Source organism: Streptomyces sp. NPDC001536 (assembly GCF_042894505.1).
In the GTDB taxonomy this organism is placed as follows: Bacteria; Actinomycetota; Actinomycetes; order Streptomycetales; family Streptomycetaceae; genus Streptomyces.
In genome coordinates, this window is sequence record NZ_JBIAVQ010000003.1 from 482,092 (window position 1) to 499,978 (window position 17,887).

The 17,887-nt window shown below is 69.6% G+C and carries 15 protein-coding genes; 8 read left to right on the plus strand and 7 right to left on the minus strand.

The features are described 5' to 3' along the window. The first annotated feature begins 132 nt into the window (after positions 1 to 132). Entirely contained in the window at positions 133 to 2,262 is a 2,130-nt protein-coding gene (locus ACFY0U_RS11135; RefSeq protein ID WP_388633499.1) for a SpoIIE family protein phosphatase, read from the plus strand. Positions 2,263 to 2,514: 252 nt separating this feature from the next. Then, complete coding sequence (locus tag ACFY0U_RS11140) at positions 2,515 to 4,251, plus strand: recombinase family protein (RefSeq protein ID WP_388633502.1); 1,737 nt, start codon at positions 2,515 to 2,517, stop codon at positions 4,249 to 4,251. 72 nt (positions 4,252 to 4,323) lie between these two features. Here the strand turns inward: ACFY0U_RS11140 and ACFY0U_RS11145 are convergent, their stop codons facing one another. The 3 genes from ACFY0U_RS11145 to ACFY0U_RS11155 form a co-directional block, all read right to left on the minus strand. Next, positions 4,324 to 5,295 (minus strand): pirin family protein, encoded by a 972-nt coding sequence (locus ACFY0U_RS11145; protein WP_388633505.1) that lies wholly within the window; start codon positions 5,293 to 5,295, stop codon positions 4,324 to 4,326. A 126-nt stretch (positions 5,296 to 5,421) separates the two neighbouring features. After that, positions 5,422 to 7,359 (minus strand): YncE family protein, encoded by a 1,938-nt coding sequence (locus ACFY0U_RS11150; protein ID WP_388633508.1) that lies wholly within the window; start codon positions 7,357 to 7,359, stop codon positions 5,422 to 5,424. A gap of 181 nt (positions 7,360 to 7,540) precedes the next feature. Next, the gene (locus ACFY0U_RS11155; protein ID WP_388633511.1) at positions 7,541 to 8,005 is read right to left on the minus strand and encodes an SseB family protein; all 465 of its coding nucleotides are present in this window, start codon (positions 8,003 to 8,005) and stop codon (positions 7,541 to 7,543) included. Between the two features lie 120 nt (positions 8,006 to 8,125). Here ACFY0U_RS11155 and ACFY0U_RS11160 point away from each other — a divergent pair, with 120 nt between their 5' ends. The 4 genes from ACFY0U_RS11160 (at position 8,126) to ACFY0U_RS11175 (ending at position 12,618) form a co-directional block, all read left to right on the plus strand. Further along, positions 8,126 to 8,956, plus strand: coding sequence for an intradiol ring-cleavage dioxygenase (locus tag ACFY0U_RS11160; RefSeq protein ID WP_388633514.1), 831 nt, complete (start codon positions 8,126 to 8,128; stop codon positions 8,954 to 8,956). A gap of 134 nt (positions 8,957 to 9,090) precedes the next feature. Then, a complete protein-coding gene (locus tag ACFY0U_RS11165; RefSeq protein ID WP_388633517.1) occupies positions 9,091 to 10,917 on the plus strand; it encodes an acyl-CoA dehydrogenase in 1,827 nt (608 codons plus the stop codon). Positions 10,918 to 10,994: 77 nt separating this feature from the next. Continuing rightward, complete coding sequence (locus ACFY0U_RS11170; RefSeq protein ID WP_388633520.1) at positions 10,995 to 12,290, plus strand: M18 family aminopeptidase; 1,296 nt, start codon at positions 10,995 to 10,997, stop codon at positions 12,288 to 12,290. Positions 12,291 to 12,378: 88 nt separating this feature from the next. Then, positions 12,379 to 12,618 carry a DUF6458 family protein gene (locus ACFY0U_RS11175; RefSeq protein ID WP_046261110.1) on the plus strand — a complete coding sequence of 80 codons (240 nt, stop codon included), beginning with the start codon at positions 12,379 to 12,381 and terminating at the stop codon, positions 12,616 to 12,618. Here the strand turns inward: ACFY0U_RS11175 and ACFY0U_RS11180 are convergent. Beyond that, on the minus strand, positions 12,606 to 14,435 hold the full coding sequence (locus ACFY0U_RS11180) for an NHL domain-containing thioredoxin family protein (RefSeq protein ID WP_388633523.1): 1,830 nt from the start codon (positions 14,433 to 14,435) through the stop codon (positions 12,606 to 12,608). The two genes, ACFY0U_RS11175 and ACFY0U_RS11180, sit on opposite strands and share 13 nt — an antisense overlap. A 29-nt stretch (positions 14,436 to 14,464) precedes the next feature. Further along, a complete protein-coding gene (locus ACFY0U_RS11185; RefSeq protein WP_388633526.1) occupies positions 14,465 to 14,872 on the minus strand; it encodes a cupin domain-containing protein in 408 nt (135 codons plus the stop codon). A gap of 53 nt (positions 14,873 to 14,925) precedes the next feature. On the opposite strand from ACFY0U_RS11185, the gene ACFY0U_RS11190 reads away from it, so the two are divergent. Beyond that, complete coding sequence (locus ACFY0U_RS11190; protein WP_388633529.1) at positions 14,926 to 15,945, plus strand: GlxA family transcriptional regulator; 1,020 nt, start codon at positions 14,926 to 14,928, stop codon at positions 15,943 to 15,945. Here the strand turns inward: ACFY0U_RS11190 and ACFY0U_RS11195 are convergent. Continuing rightward, entirely contained in the window at positions 15,872 to 16,402 is a 531-nt protein-coding gene (locus ACFY0U_RS11195) for a hypothetical protein (protein ID WP_388633532.1), read from the minus strand. The genes ACFY0U_RS11190 and ACFY0U_RS11195 overlap by 74 nt on opposite strands. Positions 16,403 to 16,471: 69 nt before the next feature. On the opposite strand from ACFY0U_RS11195, the gene ACFY0U_RS11200 reads away from it, so the two are divergent. Then, on the plus strand, positions 16,472 to 16,969 hold the full coding sequence (locus tag ACFY0U_RS11200) for an LURP-one-related/scramblase family protein (RefSeq protein WP_388633535.1): 498 nt from the start codon (positions 16,472 to 16,474) through the stop codon (positions 16,967 to 16,969). A 3-nt stretch (positions 16,970 to 16,972) separates the two neighbouring features. On the opposite strand, the gene ACFY0U_RS11205 is transcribed toward ACFY0U_RS11200, so the two are convergent. Next, the gene (locus ACFY0U_RS11205; RefSeq protein ID WP_388633538.1) at positions 16,973 to 17,767 is read right to left on the minus strand and encodes a carbon-nitrogen family hydrolase; all 795 of its coding nucleotides are present in this window, start codon (positions 17,765 to 17,767) and stop codon (positions 16,973 to 16,975) included. Between the last annotated feature and the right edge of the window lie 120 nt (positions 17,768 to 17,887).

The window sequence follows — 17,887 nt, forward strand, 5'->3', positions numbered from 1 at the left end:
AAGGAACGGGCCATGGTGCCCGGACCTCCCAAGGGTACCGGCCGCCCCAAGATCGGCTCCCCACCATTATTCGCGCGATCCCGGCCGGGCCATCGGTGGCAGTCCTCGATCACCTCTTCTTACAGTGGGGCAATGCGCACTGGTGAGCCCCTGCCCGCCGTGGGGGACGTCCTCGCCGCCCTCGCGACCGGCCTGTGGCACTGGGACACCGCAACGGGCCAGGTCACCGTGGACGCCGAGGCCGCACGCCTGCTCGGGCTGCCCGCCGAGGCGACCACGCTCACCGAGGTCCAGGCACGCGCACGCATGCACGCCGTCGACTGGAACGAGATCACCGGCGTCATCCAGCTCGCCGTCGCCGAGGGCACCCTCGCCGAGGTCCGCATCCGGATCATGGACGAGCACAACCGGGTGGTACGGGTCGTCCGCAGCCGCTCGAATCCCTCCTACGACGCCGAGCGCCGCGCCTTCGTCCTGATCGGCACCCTGCAAGAGGTCACCGAACCGTCCCCCGGCACCCCGGCGGCCCGCAGCGCGATCACCGGCGACTGGCGCCGCTCCAGGGAGGCCTTCCTCCTGGACGCGGGCCGAGCCCTCGCGGAAGCCCGCTCCACGGAGGAGGTCCTCCGAGTCGCCGCGGGCCTGTCGATGCCCGGCTTCTCCCCGGACGGCCTCGCGGTCTTCGGCGTCGAGGGCGACCGCCTGAAGATCATCGGCCACCACGGCCAGCAGCCCGGCGACGAGGGCCCCTTCTCCCACATGGCCCTGGAGACGGACTACCCGGCGGCAGAGGTCGTCCGCACCGGCCGCGCGGTCTACCTCTCCACCCCCGAGCAGTACCGGAACCGCTACCCGGTCACCTGGCCCCTCGCCGCCCACTTCGGCCGCCAGTCCTGGGCCTTCCTCCCCCTCACGGTCGCGGGCCGCACCATGGGCGCGTGGATGGCGGCCTTCGCCTACCCCGTCGCCTTCACCCCGGACGAGAGATCCGTGCTCACGACGGTCGCCCGGATGCTCGCCCAGGCCCTGTCCCGCGCGGAGGCGGCGGAGTCGGCCAGAGAGCTCACCGACGGACTGCAACGCTCCATGCTCCCCAAGCTGGGCCCCGAGATACCGGGCATGAGCGTGGCGGCGCGTTACGTCCCCACCGGCGGCGGCCTCCAGGTGGGCGGCGACTGGTACGACATGATCCCGCTGCCCAGCGGCCGCTTCGCCCTGGTCATCGGCGACGTCCAGGGCCACGACGTCCACGCGGCAGGCCTCATGGGCCAGCTCCGCATAGCCCTGCGGGCCTACGCCTCGGAGGGCCACCGCCCCGACGCGGTCCTGTCCCGCGCCTCCCGCTTCCTGCACGGCATGACCTACGACGCCGACGACCCCGCCGACCAGCGCTTCGCGACCTGCCTCTACGTCGAGGTCGACCCCGCCACCGGCTGCCTCGACATCGCCCGCGCCGGCCACCCCGACCCCGCGATCCGCATGGCCGACGGCACGGTCCTGATCCGCCGCACCGACGGCGGCCTCCCCCTCGGCATCGACCCCGACGCCGACTACCCCACGACCCGCCTCACCCTCGAACCCGGCGAGACGATGATGGTCTGCACCGACGGCCTGATCGAGACGGGCGGCCACGACCTGGAGACGGGCTGGCAGCGGGTCCGCACGATCCTCGAAGAGCACAAGGGCGAGCTGGAGGAACTGGCGGACGCCCTGGTCCAAGCCGTCCACGGCCCCTCCTCCCACCACACCACGGGCCCCCTCGCGGACCGCCGCGAGGACGACATAGCGGTACTGCTGCTGTGCCGCGAGGGAGAGGGCTGCGGCTGCGGCGACACCGTCGTGGCAGTGCCGCGGGTCCGCCGCACGATGCTGTCCGTGGCCCAGGCCGAACCGGAACGCGTGGCGGTGGCCCGCCAACAGCTGAGGGAACTCCTCCACGACTGGCCGTCGGAGGACCAGGTGGACTCGGCGGTACTGCTGCTGTCCGAGATGCTCACGAACGTCCTGGTCCACACGGACGCGGACGCACTGCTCCTGGCAGAGGTACGCGGCGAACAGGGCGCCCGCCGCATGCACGTGGAGGTGACCGACACCAGCGACGACCTCCCCCACGTCCGCCGCCCCGGCGAACTGGCCTCCTCGGGCCGCGGGTTGATGCTCATCGAACTCCTCGCCGACACCTGGGGCGTTGACCCACGGGGCGAGGGCAAGAGCATCTGGTTCGAGCTCTACGAATCGACACCGTCGGACGCACCCGAATAGAGCCCCCACAGCTCATCCGCAACACCGAAGACGGCTGCGGTGAGCGGCACGGCCGGCAACGTCCCGAGCCGCGGTCCTGAGCGAGGCGAGGATCTGATCCGCGGTGGCGCCCGTATCACCAGCACTGATCACTTTGAGCAATCACCTGCGACACTCCGTTGCGATCACTTAGCGTTCGCAGTAACAAACAACCCCGGCCGGGTGTTAGCGCACCCGCCGGGGTCTCACCACAGGATCGAACGGACCGATCTCATGGATATCAGCGACTCTAGCGCTGCCCTGCCCACCCCCGCACGCCCCGCAGCCGTCACCGGTATGGCGATCCACGTAGGGGTGTACCTACGCCAATCCGAGCTTCGAACCACCGGCAGCGAGGCCAGCACCGCGGCTCAGCACGAAGAATGCCTGAAAGCCCTGAAGCAGTGGGACGTCCCACCGGCACACGTCGAGGTGTACGAAGACCTGGGGATCAGCGCCTTCAAGAATGTGGAACGCCCCGCCTACGAACGACTGCTGCGCGACGTACGAGCCGGTCGCATCAACGTGATCATGGTGCACTACATGTCCCGACTCAGCCGGAAGAACGCCGCGGAGACGTACGGCGAACTTCGCCCGCTGCTCGCGAACCGGGTTCGCATCATCAGCGTCGGCGAGCACCGCGAGTTCCACACCGACAACCCACTCGCCCTCATGGAGCTCTTGTTCAAGCTTCAGGCCAACCATGAAGAAAGCCTGAACAAGAGCCGTGCAATCAAGGCCGCCAAGGCCCTGGAAGCAAGCCTGGGCGGCTACACGGGCAAGCCCCCCTTTGGCTTCACCCTCGTCCGTGAGACACGCCGGTCCGCCGACGGAAAGCCGGTCAGCGTCAAGATGCTCACGCCGGACGAGGAGCATGAAGCACCCGTCGTCCGCCGCATCGTGGAGATCGTCGAGGAGTGGCTCACGACTGGCAACACGTCCGGCTCCTGCGGGCAGCTAGCCCGTCGTCTCGAAGCCGAAGGACACCTGACGCGCGGCAAAAGGACCGCGCAACAGCACTCAGAGGCACCCTGGGACAGGGGCACCGTGAAGCGCATTCTGATTGACCCACGCATCGCAGGATTCGCTTGTGAAAGCGTGTACGGAGTCCGCCGTGACGGCACACCGGACAAGAGAGTCGCCGAGTACCGGATCATCTTGGACGACAACGGCAATCCCGTAGCAGCGTTCGAGCCGATCATCAGCCCTGAGCGTTGGTACCGCGTGCAGGCGTGGGTCGAGGAGCGTCACCCCGGCGGTGGGGCCTGGCAGGGCCGGCCCTCCGGGGTCCTGTCCGCGATGAGACTCCTGTACTGCGAGTGCGGTTCATACATGACGCACGGCGGAACCGGTTCCAAGAAGCACTATCGGTGCCGCCGCCGGGTCGTGAAGCCGGGGCAGCACATGGGAACGGTGGCCATCGGCGCGAAGGGCATCGAGGAGTACCTCGCCCGCCGGGTTCTGGCTGTGATCGCGACAGCGCAGGACGACCAAGCCACCATGACCGTTCTCGCGCACGCGTCCGCACGGTATGTCCGTGAGCAGGAGCAGCAGGAGCCCCTTCAGGTCACGCAAGAACGCGATCGTCTCTTGGCCGAACGCGCAAACCTGCGGCACTCACTCCAGAAGCAACACACGGACACGAGCAAGCGTGACCTCGCGGATCGGCTGCAGGCCCTTGATGCTCGCATCGCACAACTCTGTTGCAGCGACCAAGTCCAACTGCCTTCTTCCACCTGGCTACCGTGCGAAGGCTCCGATCCCCTCGGTCCGGACTCCTGGTGGGCTAAAGCCACCCGAGACGAGAAGCGCGCCTTCTTCCGTCTCTTCCTGGACCGCGTGGAAGTCCGCAAGGCGTACCGCTACGCCGGACAAGGCGTGCCCACCGCGTCGCGCGTCAGCATCACCTGGGCGGGAGGCGTGACTCTCGACGGCTCACCGGACACCGGGAGGCTGCCCGTGTCCGCCTGAGCCTGAACAACGGCCCGAAGCCACAGGACATCGTCGGCCGGCCTACGAACCGGCCGACGATCTGCCAAGGAACTACAGCCCGCCCTCGGACATCCCGTGCACGGCCGGGATCGTCCCCAGCCGTCCCTTCTGGAAGTCCTCGAAAGCCTGCTGCAACTCCTCGCGCGTGTTCATCACGAACGGGCCGTAGTGCGCCATCGGCTCACGGATCGGCTGACCGCCCAGGAGTACGACCTCCAGGTCCGGCGCGTTGGAGTCCTGCTTCTCGTCCGCGCGGACCGTCAGGGAGCCACCGGCTCCGAAGACCGCCGTCTGGCCGAGGTGGATGGGACGTCGGTCGCTGCCGACCGAGCCGCGCCCGGCCAGAATGTAGGCCAGCGCGTTGAAGTCCTCACGCCACGGCAGCGTGATCTCCGCACCCGGCGCCAACGTCGCGTGGATCATCGTGATCGGCGTGTGCGTGATGCCGGGGCCGTCGTGGCCGTCCAGCTCGCCCGCGATCACCCGCAGCAGCGCGCCGCCGTCCGGCGAGGTCAAGAGCTGGACCTGGCCGCCACGGATGTCCTGGTAGCGCGGGTCCTTCATCTTGTCCTTGGCCGGCAGGTTGACCCAGAGCTGAAGCCCGTGGAACAGCCCACCCGACTTCACCAGAGACTCGGGCGGCGTCTCGATGTGCAGCAGGCCGGAACCCGCCGTCATCCACTGCGTGTCGCCGTTCGTGATGGTGCCGCCACCGCCGTTGGAGTCCTGGTGGATGAAGGTTCCGTCGATGATGTAGGTGACGGTCTCGAAGCCGCGGTGCGGATGCCACGGTGTCCCCTTCGGGGCGCCGGCTGGGTAGTCCACCTCCCCCATCTGATCCATCATGATGAACGGATCCAGATGCCGGTAATGAATCCCGGCGAACGCACGCCGCACCGGAAATCCCTCACCCTCGAAACCGCTCGGCGCGGTCGTGACACCGAGCACGGGACGGGCCACGGCGTCGGCCGGGGCGGCCACGCGCGGGAGCGTCAGCGGGTTCTCGACGGTCACTGCAGGCATGTCGGTACCTCCTTGGTGCGACCAGTTTAGTTGAGCGTTGAACTTTCTGCCACCCGTAACAGAGAAAACCCGGAGGGCATTCCCTCCGGGTCTCCCCGTCCGAGCCGGACCCGATCCGGACCGGTGTCAGTTGCTGAAGTACAGGTACTTCCAGGTCCCGTACGTCGTCGAGTTCACCGTGTCACCGGACGAACCGTTGACGTACACGGACCGGATCCGCGCCTTGACGCCCGACTCGCCGGGCGCCTCGAGCGTCACGGCCGACTTGCCGCTCGTGCCGAGCGGGAAGTACTGCGAGTCCAGCGTGTGCCACGCGCCCCCGTAGTAGGCCTGCAGGTCGAAGCGCTGCTCCCGGCCCGCGTAGTAGCTCATCGTCGTGGTGAGCAGCGGGTCGGTGCTCTTGTGGAACCAGTAGTACGTCGTCGAGCCGATCTTCGCCGTCTTGTAGTGCTTGGAGACAGCGGTGGAGACCTTGACCCGGGCGTAGCCCGTGACCTTCACCGTCTTCGGCTTGTAGCGGGCGTCGCCCTTGAAGACCGCGGTGACGGTGGTGTCCCGGGTCATGTCGACCCAGGCGGCGATGTTGCCGTCCGCGTTGACCGTGCCGCTCTTGATCAGCTTGTTGGGCTTGTCCGCGCCGAACGGGTTGGCCCAGATCTCGACCGAGCGGTTCTTGTACGTCGTCCCCAGATGCGCGGTGAACTTGACGTCGGTGCCGTAGTTGTACGTCTTGCCGTTGTTGTTCAGGCTGAGCGAGGTCGATGCGCGGGAGACCTCGACGGTGTCGGAGGCCTTCACCGCCGTGTGCTGCGCGTCGCCCGCGTAGGCGACCTTGTACGTGACCTTGCCGCCGGCCGGCGGGGTGTCGGTGAAGGAGTACGTGCCGTCGGCCTTGACCGTCACCGGGGCCAGCGCCTTGCCGTTCGGGCTCTCCAGGTCGGTGCGGGTCACCGTCAGCTGGGCGCCGCCCGGCAGCGGGACCGTCGCCGTGAGCTTGCCGGTGACGGTGAGCTGCTTGGCGCGGGTGGCCGTGGCGGGCGCGGCGACCGTGAGGGTGGGGACGTTGAGCGTGGTGTCGGTGAGGGCCTTGAGGGTGTAGCCGGACCCCGAGGACGAGCCCACCAGCGCGAAGATCCGCGAGGAGTCCGCGGCCCAGGCCAGGTCGGCCGTACCGCTCGTACTGGTGGGGTAGGTGCGCAGCGGCTGGGTGGCGTTGGGCTCGTAGACCGCCACCTTGTCGCCGGTCACCTGGGCGACCAGGCCGTTCGCGGCGATGTCCGCCCGCTGGCCGGACGGGTAGGAGCCGGCGAGCGTGAACTTCCCGTCGGCGTACTGGGCCCGGTCCCTGCCGTTGAACAGCACCTGTGGGGCGCCGGGGACCAGGTCGATGTCGCCGATGCCCTGGTTCAGCGAGTAGTCGCCGTTGTGCCAGGCGAGCTGCTGCGCGGTGCCGCCCGACACGTCCAGGACGGCCATCGAGTCGGTGGACAGGCCGGTCTCGCCGACGGCCAGCAGCCCGGGCGCGGTCGGATCGGTGTCCAGCAGGGCCTGGCCCCAGACCTTGCCGGAGAACTGGCCGAGCGCCACGGGATCGGTGCCGCTCGCCGGGTCCACCGCCGGGTCGACCGAGCCCAGGTCGCCGGACCACTGGTCGCCGTAGCTGAACCAGACCTTGCCGCCGGCGAAGGCGACATGGCGCGGGCCGTGGGTGGTGGCGACGGTGTAGCGGGCCTTGACGGCGAGGGTGGCCGTGTCGAGGGCCACGATCTCGTGCAGTTCCGGTGTGGCCGCGTACAGGGTGCCGCCGTCGGCCGACAGGGCCAGGTCGGTGACGCCGGGGATGCCGCTCACGGAGTCGATCAGGGTGCCGGAGTAGTCGGCGGCCAGGATCGTGCCGGAGGCGTTGTCGCCGAGGAAGACCCGCTGGTGGACGCCGTCCGCGACGAGGCCGCCGGGTGTGGTGACCACGGCGGAGGCGGCCGACGCCGAGCCGGCCGCGGCGACGCTGAGCGCCACCGAGCTGAACAGGACCGCGAGCGCCGTCGCGGCCGAGGTGCTGCGCATGCGCACAGTGATGAACCCCCACAGAGAATCCCGGCGGTGCCGGGAGGTGAAAGCGCCGCGCGGCGCCCGGACGCGGACCGCGGAGAAGCGGTGGCGTGCGGGGCGCGGCTGCCAGAGGGGAACTCTATGGCATGGCTGTGACAACCAGGGAGGGATATTCCGGCGCGACTCCTGGGGTTCGCTAGCCGTACATCCGCCGCATCGCGAACTCGACCATCTGCTCCACGGCCTTCGCGTCGAAGACCATCCGGTGCTCCCCCTCCATGTCGAGGACGAAGCCGTAGCCGGTCGGCAGCAGGTCGATCACCTCCGCCCCGGTGATCACGAAGTACTTGGACTCCTTGCCCGCGTACCGCCGCAGTTCCTTCAGCGAGGTGAACATCGGGATCACCGGCTGCTGGGTGTTGTGCAGGGCGAGGAATCCGGGGTTGTCGCCGCGCGGGCAGTACACCTTGGACGTGGCGAAGACCTGCTGGAAGTCCTCCGCCGCCATCTGGCCCGTGGTGAAGGCCCGTACCGCGTCCGCGAGGGACGGCGGGGACGGCTCGGGATACAGCGGCGGCTGCTGGCCGTACCCGCCCGGCATCTGCTGCTGCGGCGCGGCGTACTGCTGCTGCGTACCCGCGCTCTGGTCGTAGCCGTACATGGGCGCAAGCGTACCGAGAGGGCGGGGCTCGGCGGACGGCTATGGGTGTCCGGGAAACCGACAGCGACTCGACAGCCACCGTGACTGTGGTTCCGGGACCGGCGCTCGTAGCGTCGTTCCATGCGCCGACACCAGGACGACGAGATCCACGAGCACGACAGAGGGCTCTCCTACGACCTTCCCGTCCTCGCCCGCCGACGGATGATCCGGCTGATGGCGGGGGCCGGCCTGGTGCCGCTGGTCGGCTGTTCCACGGACGACGACCCCGCCTCCACCACGGCTCCCTCCACCACCGCTCCCTCCTCCACCACGGCGTCCGAGTGCGCGGCCATCCCCGAGGAGACCGCCGGCCCCTACCCCGGCGACGGCTCGAACGGTGTGAACGTCCTCAAGGAGAGCGGTGTCGTCCGCAGCGACATCAGGAGGAGCTTCGGCGACTCGGCGGGCGGCACCGCCGAGGGCGTACCCCTGACGATCACCCTCACCGTCGTCGACGTCTCCTCCGGCTGCGATACGCCGAAGAACGGCGCCGCCGTCTATCTGTGGCATTGCGACCGGGAGGGCGCGTACTCCCTGTACACCGAGGGCGTCACGGACGAGAACTATCTGCGGGGTGTGCAGGAGACCGACGAGAACGGCCAGGTCACCTTCACCAGCATCTTCCCGGGCTGTTACACCGGCCGCTGGCCGCACGTCCACTTCGAGGTCTACGGCAGCCTGGAGGACGCCACCGCGGCGACGTCGATCACCAACACCTCGCAGCTCGCGTTCCCCAAGGACGTCTGCGACACGGTGTACGCGACGGACGGTTACAGCCAGAGCGTGAACAACCTCGGGGAACTCTCCCTGAAGACGGACATGATCTTCAGCGACGGCTACGACCAGCAGATGGCGACGCTGAAGGGCGGCGTGGACGCGGGCTACACAGCCAGCCTCACGGTTCCGGTGTGAACCGTCACAGATGACCGGATCAGGGTTGCGGTTTATTACTGGCGGGTAGCATCATCGGAAAGAAGCTACTTGTTGGTACGTGAACTAGCGCGAGGATCCAGTGCCTCGCCGATCTTTCTTACGGAGCCGTCGCCATGGGGCACTACAAGTCGAATCTCCGCGACATCGAGTTCAACCTCTTCGAGGTCCTCGGGCGCGACAAGCTGTACGGCACGGGTCCGTTCGAGGAGATGGACGTCGAGACCGCGAAGAGCATCCTCGACGAGCTGACGCGCCTCGCGGAGAACGAGCTGGCGGAGTCCTTCGCGGACGCCGACCGCAACCCGCCGGTCTTCGACCCGGAGACCAACACCGCGCCGGTCCCCGCGTCCTTCAAGAAGAGCTACAAGGCCTTCATGGACTCCGAGTACTGGCGTCTGGGCCTGCCCGAGGCGATCGGCGGCACCACCGCGCCGCCGTCGCTGATCTGGTCGTACGCGGAGCTGATCCTGGGCGCGAACCCGGCCGTGTGGATGTACTCCTCCGGCCCCGCGTTCGCCGGGATCCTCTACGACGAGGGCAATGACGTACAGAAGAAGATCGCCCAGATCGCCGTGGAGAAGACCTGGGGTTCGACCATGGTCCTCACCGAGCCGGACGCCGGCTCGGACGTCGGCGCCGGCCGCACCAAGGCGATCCAGCAGGAGGACGGCTCCTGGCACATCGAGGGCGTCAAGCGCTTCATCACGTCCGGTGAGCACGACATGGAGGAGAACATCCTCCACTACGTCCTCGCCCGCCCCGAGGGCCACGGCCCCGGCACCAAGGGCCTGTCCCTCTTCCTCGTCCCGAAGTACCTCTTCGACTTCGAGACCGGCGAGCTGGGCGAGCGCAACGGCGTCTACGCCACCAACGTCGAGCACAAGATGGGCCTGAAGGCCTCCAACACCTGCGAGATGACCTTCGGCGACCAGCACCCCGCCAAGGGCTGGCTGATCGGCGACAAGCACGACGGCATCCGCCAGATGTTCCGCATCATCGAGTTCGCCCGCATGATGGTCGGCACGAAGGCGATCTCCACGCTGTCCACGGGCTACCTGAACGCGCTGGAGTACGCCAAGGAGCGCGTCCAGGGCTCCGACCTCGCCGCCTTCGGCGACAAGACCGCGCCCAAGGTCACCATCACCCACCACCCCGACGTGCGCCGCTCGCTGATGACGCAGAAGGCGTACGCGGAGGGCATGCGCGCCCTCGTCCTCTACACCGCCTCCATCCAGGACACGATCGCCGTCAAGGAGGCCGCGGGCGAGGACGCCAAGGCCGAGCACGCGCTCAACGACCTGCTCCTGCCGATCGTGAAGGGCTACGGCTCCGAGAAGGGCTACGAGCAGCTCGCCCAGTCGCTCCAGACCTTCGGCGGCTCCGGGTTCCTCCAGGAGTACCCGATCGAGCAGTACATCCGCGACGCCAAGATCGACACGCTCTACGAGGGCACCACGGCGATCCAGGGCCAGGACTTCTTCTTCCGGAAGATCGTCCGCAACCAGGGCGCGGCCCTGAACGGTCTCGCCGAGGACATCAAGAAGTTCCTGGCGCTCGGCACCGGCGGCGAGGACCTCGCGGGCGCCCGCGAGCACCTGGCCAAGGCGGCCGTCGAGCTGGAGGCCATCGTCGGCCTGATGCTGACCGACCTCGCGGCCACCGAGCAGGACGTCAAGAACATCTACAAGGTGGGCCTGAACACCACCCGCCTGCTGCTGGCCTCCGGCGACGTCGTCGTCGGCTACCTGCTCCTCAAGGGCGCCGCGGTCGCCGCCGAGAAGCTGGAGACGGCCTCCGCCAAGGACAAGGCCTTCTACACCGGCAAGATCGCGGCGGCGAAGTTCTTCGCGGCCAACGTCCTGCCCGGCGTCACCGGCGCCCGCAAGCTCGCCCAGGGCGTCGAGCTCGACCTGATGGAACTGGACGAGGCCGCGTTCTAGGACACACCCGCACAGCTCTCCCGAGGCCCGCTCCCATCACCGGGAGCGGGCCTTCGTACGTCGTTAAGGTGAACCCCATGAGCGAACCCTCCCGCTTCGACCGCGGCCACACCGACGACCTGATGTCCTTCCTGGCTGCCAGCCCCTCGCCGTACCACGCCGTGGCGAACGCCGCCGAGCGACTGGAGAAGGCGGGCTTCAGGCAGGTCGCGGAGACGGACGCCTGGGACGGGACGACCGGCGGCAAGTACGTGCTGCGCGGCGGCGCGATCGTGGCCTGGTACGTCCCCGAGGGCGCCGAGCCGCACACACCGTTCCGGATCGTCGGCTCGCACACCGACTCCCCCAACCTGCGGGTCAAGCCGCTGCCGGACGCCGGGGCGCACGGCTGGCGCCAGGTCGCCGTGGAGATCTACGGCGGACCGCTGCTGAACTCCTGGCTCGACCGCGACCTGGGCCTGGCGGGGCGGCTGACCCTGCGCGACGGCTCGACGCGGCTGGTCAACGTCGGCCGGCCGCTCCTGCGGGTCCCGCAGCTCGCCGTCCACCTGGACCGCTCGGTGGCGACGGAGGGCCTCAAGCTCGACAAGCAGCGGCACCTCCAGCCCATCTGGGGGCTCGGCGACGACATCCGCGAGGGCGACCTCATCGCCTTCCTGGAGGAGGAGAACGGGCTCCCGGCGGGCGAGGTCACCGGCTGGGACCTGATGGTGCACTCCGTGGAGCCCCCGGCCTATCTGGGGCGCGACAAGGAGCTGGTGGCCGGCCCGCGCATGGACAACCTGCTGTCCGTGCACGCCGAGGTCGCCGCGCTGGCCGCCGTCTCCAGCGGCTCGGCGCTGTCCCACATCCCCGTGCTCGCCGCCTTCGACCACGAGGAGAACGGCTCGCAGTCGGACACCGGAGCGGACGGGCCGCTGCTCGGCAGTGTGCTGGAGCGTTCGGTGTTCGCGCGCGGAGGCTCCTACGAGGACCGGGCGAGGGCCTTCGCCGGCACGGTCTGTCTGTCCTCCGACACGGGCCACGCGATCCACCCCAACTACGCGGAGCGCCACGACCCCACGCACCACCCCCGCGTCAACGGCGGCCCGATCCTCAAGGTCAACGTCAACAACCGCTACGCCACGGACGGTTCGGGCCGGGCGGTCTTCGCCGCCGCCTGCGAGCAGGCCGACGTCCCCTTCCAGTCCTTCGTCTCCAACAACTCCATGCCCTGCGGCACCACCATCGGCCCCATCACCGCGGCCCGGCACGGCATCAAGACCGTCGACATCGGCGTCGCCATCCTGTCGATGCACAGCGCCCGCGAGCTGTGCGGAGCGGACGACCCGCATCTGCTGGCGAACGCGCTCGTGGCGTTCCTGGAGGGATAGCGAGGGATGACGGGGGACTGCGAGGGATAGCCTCCGCGAGGCCGGGTACCCGCCTGCGACCGGAACCACCGGACAGGGAGGCGACACTATGGGCCTCGGCGGATGCATCATCCTCATCGCCGCGGGAGCCATTCTCACGTTCGCGACCGACTGGGAGATGCAGGGAGTCAATCTCGACCTGGTCGGCGTCATCTTCATGATCGTCGGCCTGATCGGCGTCAGCACGTTCAGCAGTATCGCCCGGCGCAGGCGGGTGGTCGTACCGCCGTCCACGACCACGGTGGTCGAGGACGACCAGCACCGGCGCGGCGGCGGCTACGGCGCCTGAACGTCCATACCGGCCAGCACGAGGGGCAGCCGGTCCGCACCGCCCTCGGCGAGACGGACCGGCACTCCCCAGTCCTGCTGGTGGACGTGGCAGGCCGGGTACTCGTTCGCAGGGTCGTCGTCGCATGAGGCGGCCATCGCGGAGACATGCAGGACGCCTTCGACGACCGCCGGATCGAGAGACAGGGTGCGGGAGAGCTCGGTGCCCGCGCCCTCGCCCTCGACGAGCAGTTCCGGCGGAGTGGAGGAGATCAGCAGACGGGTCGAGGGGCCGTACCGGGTGTCGAGCTTCTGACCCGGCGGGGCCTGGAAGACCACGTCCAACCGCAGCCTGCCCGGGGCCACTTCGGTGGCGGCGCGCTGGGTGCGATGGGCGACCGACTCCACGCGTACGGCCTCCTCCGGGAGCCGCAGCCGGGTGAGCCGGTGGCGGGCCGACTCGACGACCACGAGGTCGTCCCCGACGAGGACGGCGCCGCTGGGCTCGCGCAGATCCGTGGCCAGGGTGGTGACCTCGCCCGTCGCCGGGTCGTAGCGGCGCAGGGCGTGGTTGTACGTGTCGCTGATCGCGACCGAGCCGTCGGGCAGTGCGGTGACGCCCAACGGGTGCTGGAGCAGGGCCTGTTCGGCGGGCCCGTCGCGGTGCCCGAAGTCGAAGAGCCCGGTGCCGACGGCGGTGTGGACGGTGCCGTCGGGGTCCATCCAGCGCAGGGCGGATGTCTCGGAGTCGGCGATCCACAGCCGCTCGGGGGTGGCGGCGAGCCCTGAGGGCTGGGCGAACCAGGCCTCGGCGGCGGGCCCGTCGACCAGGCCCTCGTTGGTGGTGCCGGCCGCGACCGCGACCGTCCCCTCCTCCGGGTCGTACGTCCACAGCTGGTGGATACCGGCCATGGCGATCCACACCTTGCCGCGCCACCAGGCCACGTCCCAGGGGGAGGAGAGGTTGATCTCGCGGGCCGGTCCCGAGGTGTCGTCGCCCTGCATCCACTGGTGTCCGGTGCCGGCGAGGGTGGTGGTGCGGCCCGACTCCGGGTCGAAGCGGCGCAGCGTGTGGTTCACCGTGTCGGCGACCACCACGGAACCGTCCGGCAGCAGCGCCAGCCCCTGCGGCTCGTTGAACCGGGAGCGCACCGACGTACTGTCCGTCGTCCCCCGGTGATCCCCCTGCCCGATCCGCCGCACCACGGTCTCCCCGTCCGGCGCCAGCTCCACCAGCTGATGCCGGGTGGTGTCACTGACCAGGAGGTTCCCCGAGGGCAGCAGCACCGCCTTCCCCGGGAACCGCAGTACGGTCGCCTCCGGCTCCGGCGCCACATAGGGCCCGTCCCCGCGCCGCAGCGTCCCCTTCGCCTCGTGCTCGGCCTCCAACTCCCGCACGAGCCGCTCGATCGCGTGCACATGCCCCTCACCGGCATGCTGCGCGACGACGTACCCCTCCGGATCGACCACGACAAGCGTCGGCCAGGCCCGCACCGCGTACTGCTTCCACGTCGCCAACTCCGGATCGTCCAGCACCGGATGCTCCACCCCGTACCGCTCCACGGCGTCCACGACCGCCCCGTGCTCGGCCTCGTGCACGAACTTCGGCGAGTGGACACCGATGACGACGACGGTGTCGGGGTGCTTGCGCTCCAGCTCGCGGAGTTCGTCGAGGACGTGCAGACAGTTGATGCAGCACAACGTCCAGAAATCGAGAACGACGATGCGTCCGCGCAGGTCGGCGAGGGTGTACTGCTTCTCGCCCGTGTTCAGCCAGCCGCCCTTTCCGACGAGCTCGGGGGCGCGGACGCGAACGCGGCGGGGTGCGGAGTCGCTCATGGATCAAGAGTGCCACCCGCCACCGACAGTCACCCCAGCGTGTGCCCCGTCGTGGCGTCCACGTGGTCGGGGACGTCCTCGTGGCGGTCGCCCACCGTGAGGGTGCCCGTGGGTTCGAGGACGAGGATCGAGGAGGGGACGGGGGCGTACGGCTTGTGTTCGGTGCCTCGGGGGACCGTGAAGACCGTGCCCTTGGGGAGGACGACCGTGCGTTCGCCGGTCGGTTCGCGCAGGGCGATGTGGAGTTCGCCGTCGAGGACCAGGAAGAACTCGTCGGTGTGGTCGTGGGTGTGCCAGAGGTGTTCACCCTCGACCTTGGCGATGCGGACGTCGTAGTCGTTGACGGTGGTGACGATGCGGGGGCTCCACTGGTCGGTGAAGGAGGCGAGGGCCTTTTCCAGGGAGATCGGTTCGACGGCGGAGATCGGTTCGCTCATGTCGGTCATCGTCGGCCGTGGCCCGGCACCCCCACGAGTGCTAGGAATTGCATATGCCGCAAGGATCCTCTCAAGCGCCCGGGCGCCCGCACCGGGTCGCGGTCATCGTCGACGAGGGCACCAACCCCTTCGAAGTGGGCGTCGCCACCGAGCTGTTCGGACTGCCGCGGCCCGAGCTGGGGCTGCCGGGGCCGTTGTACGAGGTCACGCTGTGCACGCCCACGCCCGAGGTGCGGATGAACCACGGGTTCTTCACGCTGAGCGGTGTGGCGGGGCTCGAAGCCGTGGACGGGGCCGACACCCTCGTCGTGCCGGGGCGTCCGGACAACGTCGTACCGCGCGGGACGGCCGTACTCGACGCCATTCGCCGCACGCACGCGCGTGGCGCCCGTGTCATGAGCCTGTGCACCGGCAGCTTCGCGCTCGCGGAGGCGGGGCTGCTGGACGGGCGGCGCGCGACGACGCACTGGCTGTGGGCGGACGCGTTCCGCGAGCTGCATCCGAAGGTGCTCCTGGAGCCCGACGTCCTCTTCGTCGACGACGGCGGCCTCCTCACCGCCGCCGGCAGTGCCGCCGCGCTCGACCTCGGGCTGCACATCTGGCGACGCGACCACGGTGCCGAGGTCGCCAACGCCGTGTCCCGGCGGCTGGTCTTCGCCGCCCACCGGGACGGCGGGCAGCGGCAGTTCGTGGAGCGCCCGGTGCCCCACGTGCCGGACGAGTCGCTGGCGCCGTTGCTGGCGTGGGCGCGGGAGCGGCTGGGGGAGCCGCTGACGGTGGCGGAGCTCGCCGCCCGCGCGGCCGTCTCCCCCGCCACACTGCACCGCCGTTTCCAGGCCCAGCTCGGCACGACACCGCTGGCCTGGCTGACGGGGGAGCGCGTGGCGCTGGCCTGCCGGCTGATCGAGCGGGGCGAGGAACGGCTGGACGTGGTGGCCGCCCGCAGTGGCCTGGGGACGGCCGCGAACCTCCGCGCGCGCGTGCGGCGCGAGACGGGGCTCAGCCCGTCGGCGTACCGGAGGCGGTTCGGGACGTCGGCGACGGTGTCGGAAGTGCCGTGGCCTCGGTCCTGACCTGTCGCATCCAGGCCGCGGAGACCTTCTTGGGGACGCTCGCCAGCAGCCCGTCCGCCTTGGTGAGGGCCAGCGCCCGGGACCAGCCGCCCCCGCCGCAGCCGTCGGACCGGCGCAGCAGCTTCACGTCGACGGAGTCGTCGACGACAGGCGTGCCGGCACCCGCGCGGGTGACGCGGAGGCGGACCGGGGCGGTGTCGGGGTCGACGTCGTCCGGCAAGGAGAGGGACACCCGCGAGACGGCCTCCCCCTGGAGCTCGCCCTCGACGCAGTCGCCCCGCGAGCACAACGCGTAGGAGGCGCCCGCGAGAGTGCCGAAGTCCTCCTGGACGACGTACACGCCGAGCTCGGACACCACACCGACCCCGGCACAGGACGTCGGGTCGGCACATCCGGACAGGACCGCGAGGAACGCGGCCGCGGCGACGGGGACGTACACCCGTCCGATCTTCCTCATGGGGGTGTCGACCATCCCGACGGCCTATTGGTTGCGTTCCGCCGCGCGGGTCGGGGAAGCCGTAACGGCATGAGATTCCTCGTACGCGACCGGCTCCTCGGCTTCGGTGACGACTACTGGATCGAGGACGACCGGGGCAACAAGGTGTTCCTCGTCGACGGCAAGGCCATGCGGCTGCGGGACACCTTCGAGCTGAAGGACACCGGCGGGCGTGTCCTGATCGACATCCGGCAGAAGATGTTCGCCCTGCGGGACACCATGGTGATCGAGCGGGACGGCGAACCGCTGGCCACCATCAGGCGCAAGCGGCTGTCCCTGCTGCGCAACCACTACCGGGTGGCCCTGGCGGACGGCAGCACCGAACTGGACGTCAGCGGGAAGATCCTCGACCGGGAGTTCGCGGTCGAGTACGACGGTGAGCTGCTCGCCGTGGTCTCCCGGCGGTGGCTGCACGTGCGGGAGACCTACGGCGTCGACGTCGTACGGGAGGACGCGGACCCGGCGCTGCTGATCGCGGTGGCGGTGTGTGTGATCCACCTCGCCGAGAAGGAGCGGGAGTCCGACTGAGGGCTAGCGCCGGGGCGCGTCGAGGCCCAGCACCCGGTCCTTCAGCGCCGGGAACTGATCCCGTGTCACGGCCACCTTGCCGGGATCGAACTCGACGGTGAGGACCTCCTCGCCGGCGCCGGCCTCGGCCAGGACCTCGCCCCACGGATCGACCACGATCGAGTGACCGGCCTGCGGAACTCCCGCGTGCGTCCCGGCCGTTCCACAGGCGAGCACGTACGCCTGGTTCTCGACCGCCCGCGCCTGGGCCAGCAGCGTCCAGTGCGCCCGGCGGCGCTCCGGCCAGCCCGCGGGGATGACCAGGGTCTCGGCGCCGGCGTCGACGAGACCGCGGAAGAGTTCGGGGAACCGGAGGTCGTAGCAGGTGGCCAGGCCGAGGGCGGTCTCGGGCAGACGGACCGTCACCAGGTCGCGGCCCGCGCCCATCAGCACGGCCTCGCCTTTGTCGAAGCCGAAGCGGTGGATCTTGCGGTAGGCGGCGATCAGGTCGCCGGAGGGGGAGAAGACGAGAGAGGTGTTGTAGAGGGTGCCTTCGGGAGTGTGCTCCGGGATGGAGCCCGCGTGCAGCCAGACGCCCGCGTCGCTCGCGGCCTTCGCCATGGCCTCGTACGTCGGGCCCTCCAGCGGCTCGGCCTCGCTGCCGAACTCCTCGTAGGCGAACGCGCCGGTGGTCCACAGCTCCGGCAGCACGACCAGATCGGCACCGGACTGGTCCCGTACCAGAGAGGCCACTCGCCGTCGGCGCGATTCGACCGATTCGCCCTCACTTACGGCGATCTGAATCAACGAGGCGCGCACACTACCACCGTCCTGGCATTCGAGCCGTTCACACGGGCCTACGATCGTCACACGAAAGCACTGCCGGGGTGCCTCACAGCAGCGTAACTTAGCGTTCCAAGACACCCGCCGACAGCCACA

Excerpts from the sequence above, each read along its gene's own strand:
- ACFY0U_RS11135 (WP_388633499.1), top strand. The coding sequence starts at position 133 with ATGCGCACTGGTGAGCCCCTGCCCGCCGTGGGGGACGTCCTCGCCGCC.
- ACFY0U_RS11140 (WP_388633502.1), top strand. The coding sequence starts at position 2,515 with ATGGATATCAGCGACTCTAGCGCTGCCCTGCCCACCCCCGCACGCCCC.
- ACFY0U_RS11145 (WP_388633505.1), bottom strand. The coding sequence starts at position 5,295 with ATGCCTGCAGTGACCGTCGAGAACCCGCTGACGCTCCCGCGCGTGGCC.
- ACFY0U_RS11150 (WP_388633508.1), bottom strand. The coding sequence starts at position 7,359 with ATGCGCAGCACCTCGGCCGCGACGGCGCTCGCGGTCCTGTTCAGCTCG.
- ACFY0U_RS11155 (WP_388633511.1), bottom strand. The coding sequence starts at position 8,005 with ATGTACGGCTACGACCAGAGCGCGGGTACGCAGCAGCAGTACGCCGCG.
- ACFY0U_RS11160 (WP_388633514.1), top strand. The coding sequence starts at position 8,126 with ATGCGCCGACACCAGGACGACGAGATCCACGAGCACGACAGAGGGCTC.
- ACFY0U_RS11165 (WP_388633517.1), top strand. The coding sequence starts at position 9,091 with ATGGGGCACTACAAGTCGAATCTCCGCGACATCGAGTTCAACCTCTTC.
- ACFY0U_RS11170 (WP_388633520.1), top strand. The coding sequence starts at position 10,995 with ATGAGCGAACCCTCCCGCTTCGACCGCGGCCACACCGACGACCTGATG.
- ACFY0U_RS11175 (WP_046261110.1), top strand. The coding sequence starts at position 12,379 with ATGGGCCTCGGCGGATGCATCATCCTCATCGCCGCGGGAGCCATTCTC.
- ACFY0U_RS11180 (WP_388633523.1), bottom strand. The coding sequence starts at position 14,435 with ATGAGCGACTCCGCACCCCGCCGCGTTCGCGTCCGCGCCCCCGAGCTC.
- ACFY0U_RS11185 (WP_388633526.1), bottom strand. The coding sequence starts at position 14,872 with ATGAGCGAACCGATCTCCGCCGTCGAACCGATCTCCCTGGAAAAGGCC.
- ACFY0U_RS11190 (WP_388633529.1), top strand. The coding sequence starts at position 14,926 with ATGCCGCAAGGATCCTCTCAAGCGCCCGGGCGCCCGCACCGGGTCGCG.
- ACFY0U_RS11195 (WP_388633532.1), bottom strand. The coding sequence starts at position 16,402 with ATGAGGAAGATCGGACGGGTGTACGTCCCCGTCGCCGCGGCCGCGTTC.
- ACFY0U_RS11200 (WP_388633535.1), top strand. The coding sequence starts at position 16,472 with ATGAGATTCCTCGTACGCGACCGGCTCCTCGGCTTCGGTGACGACTAC.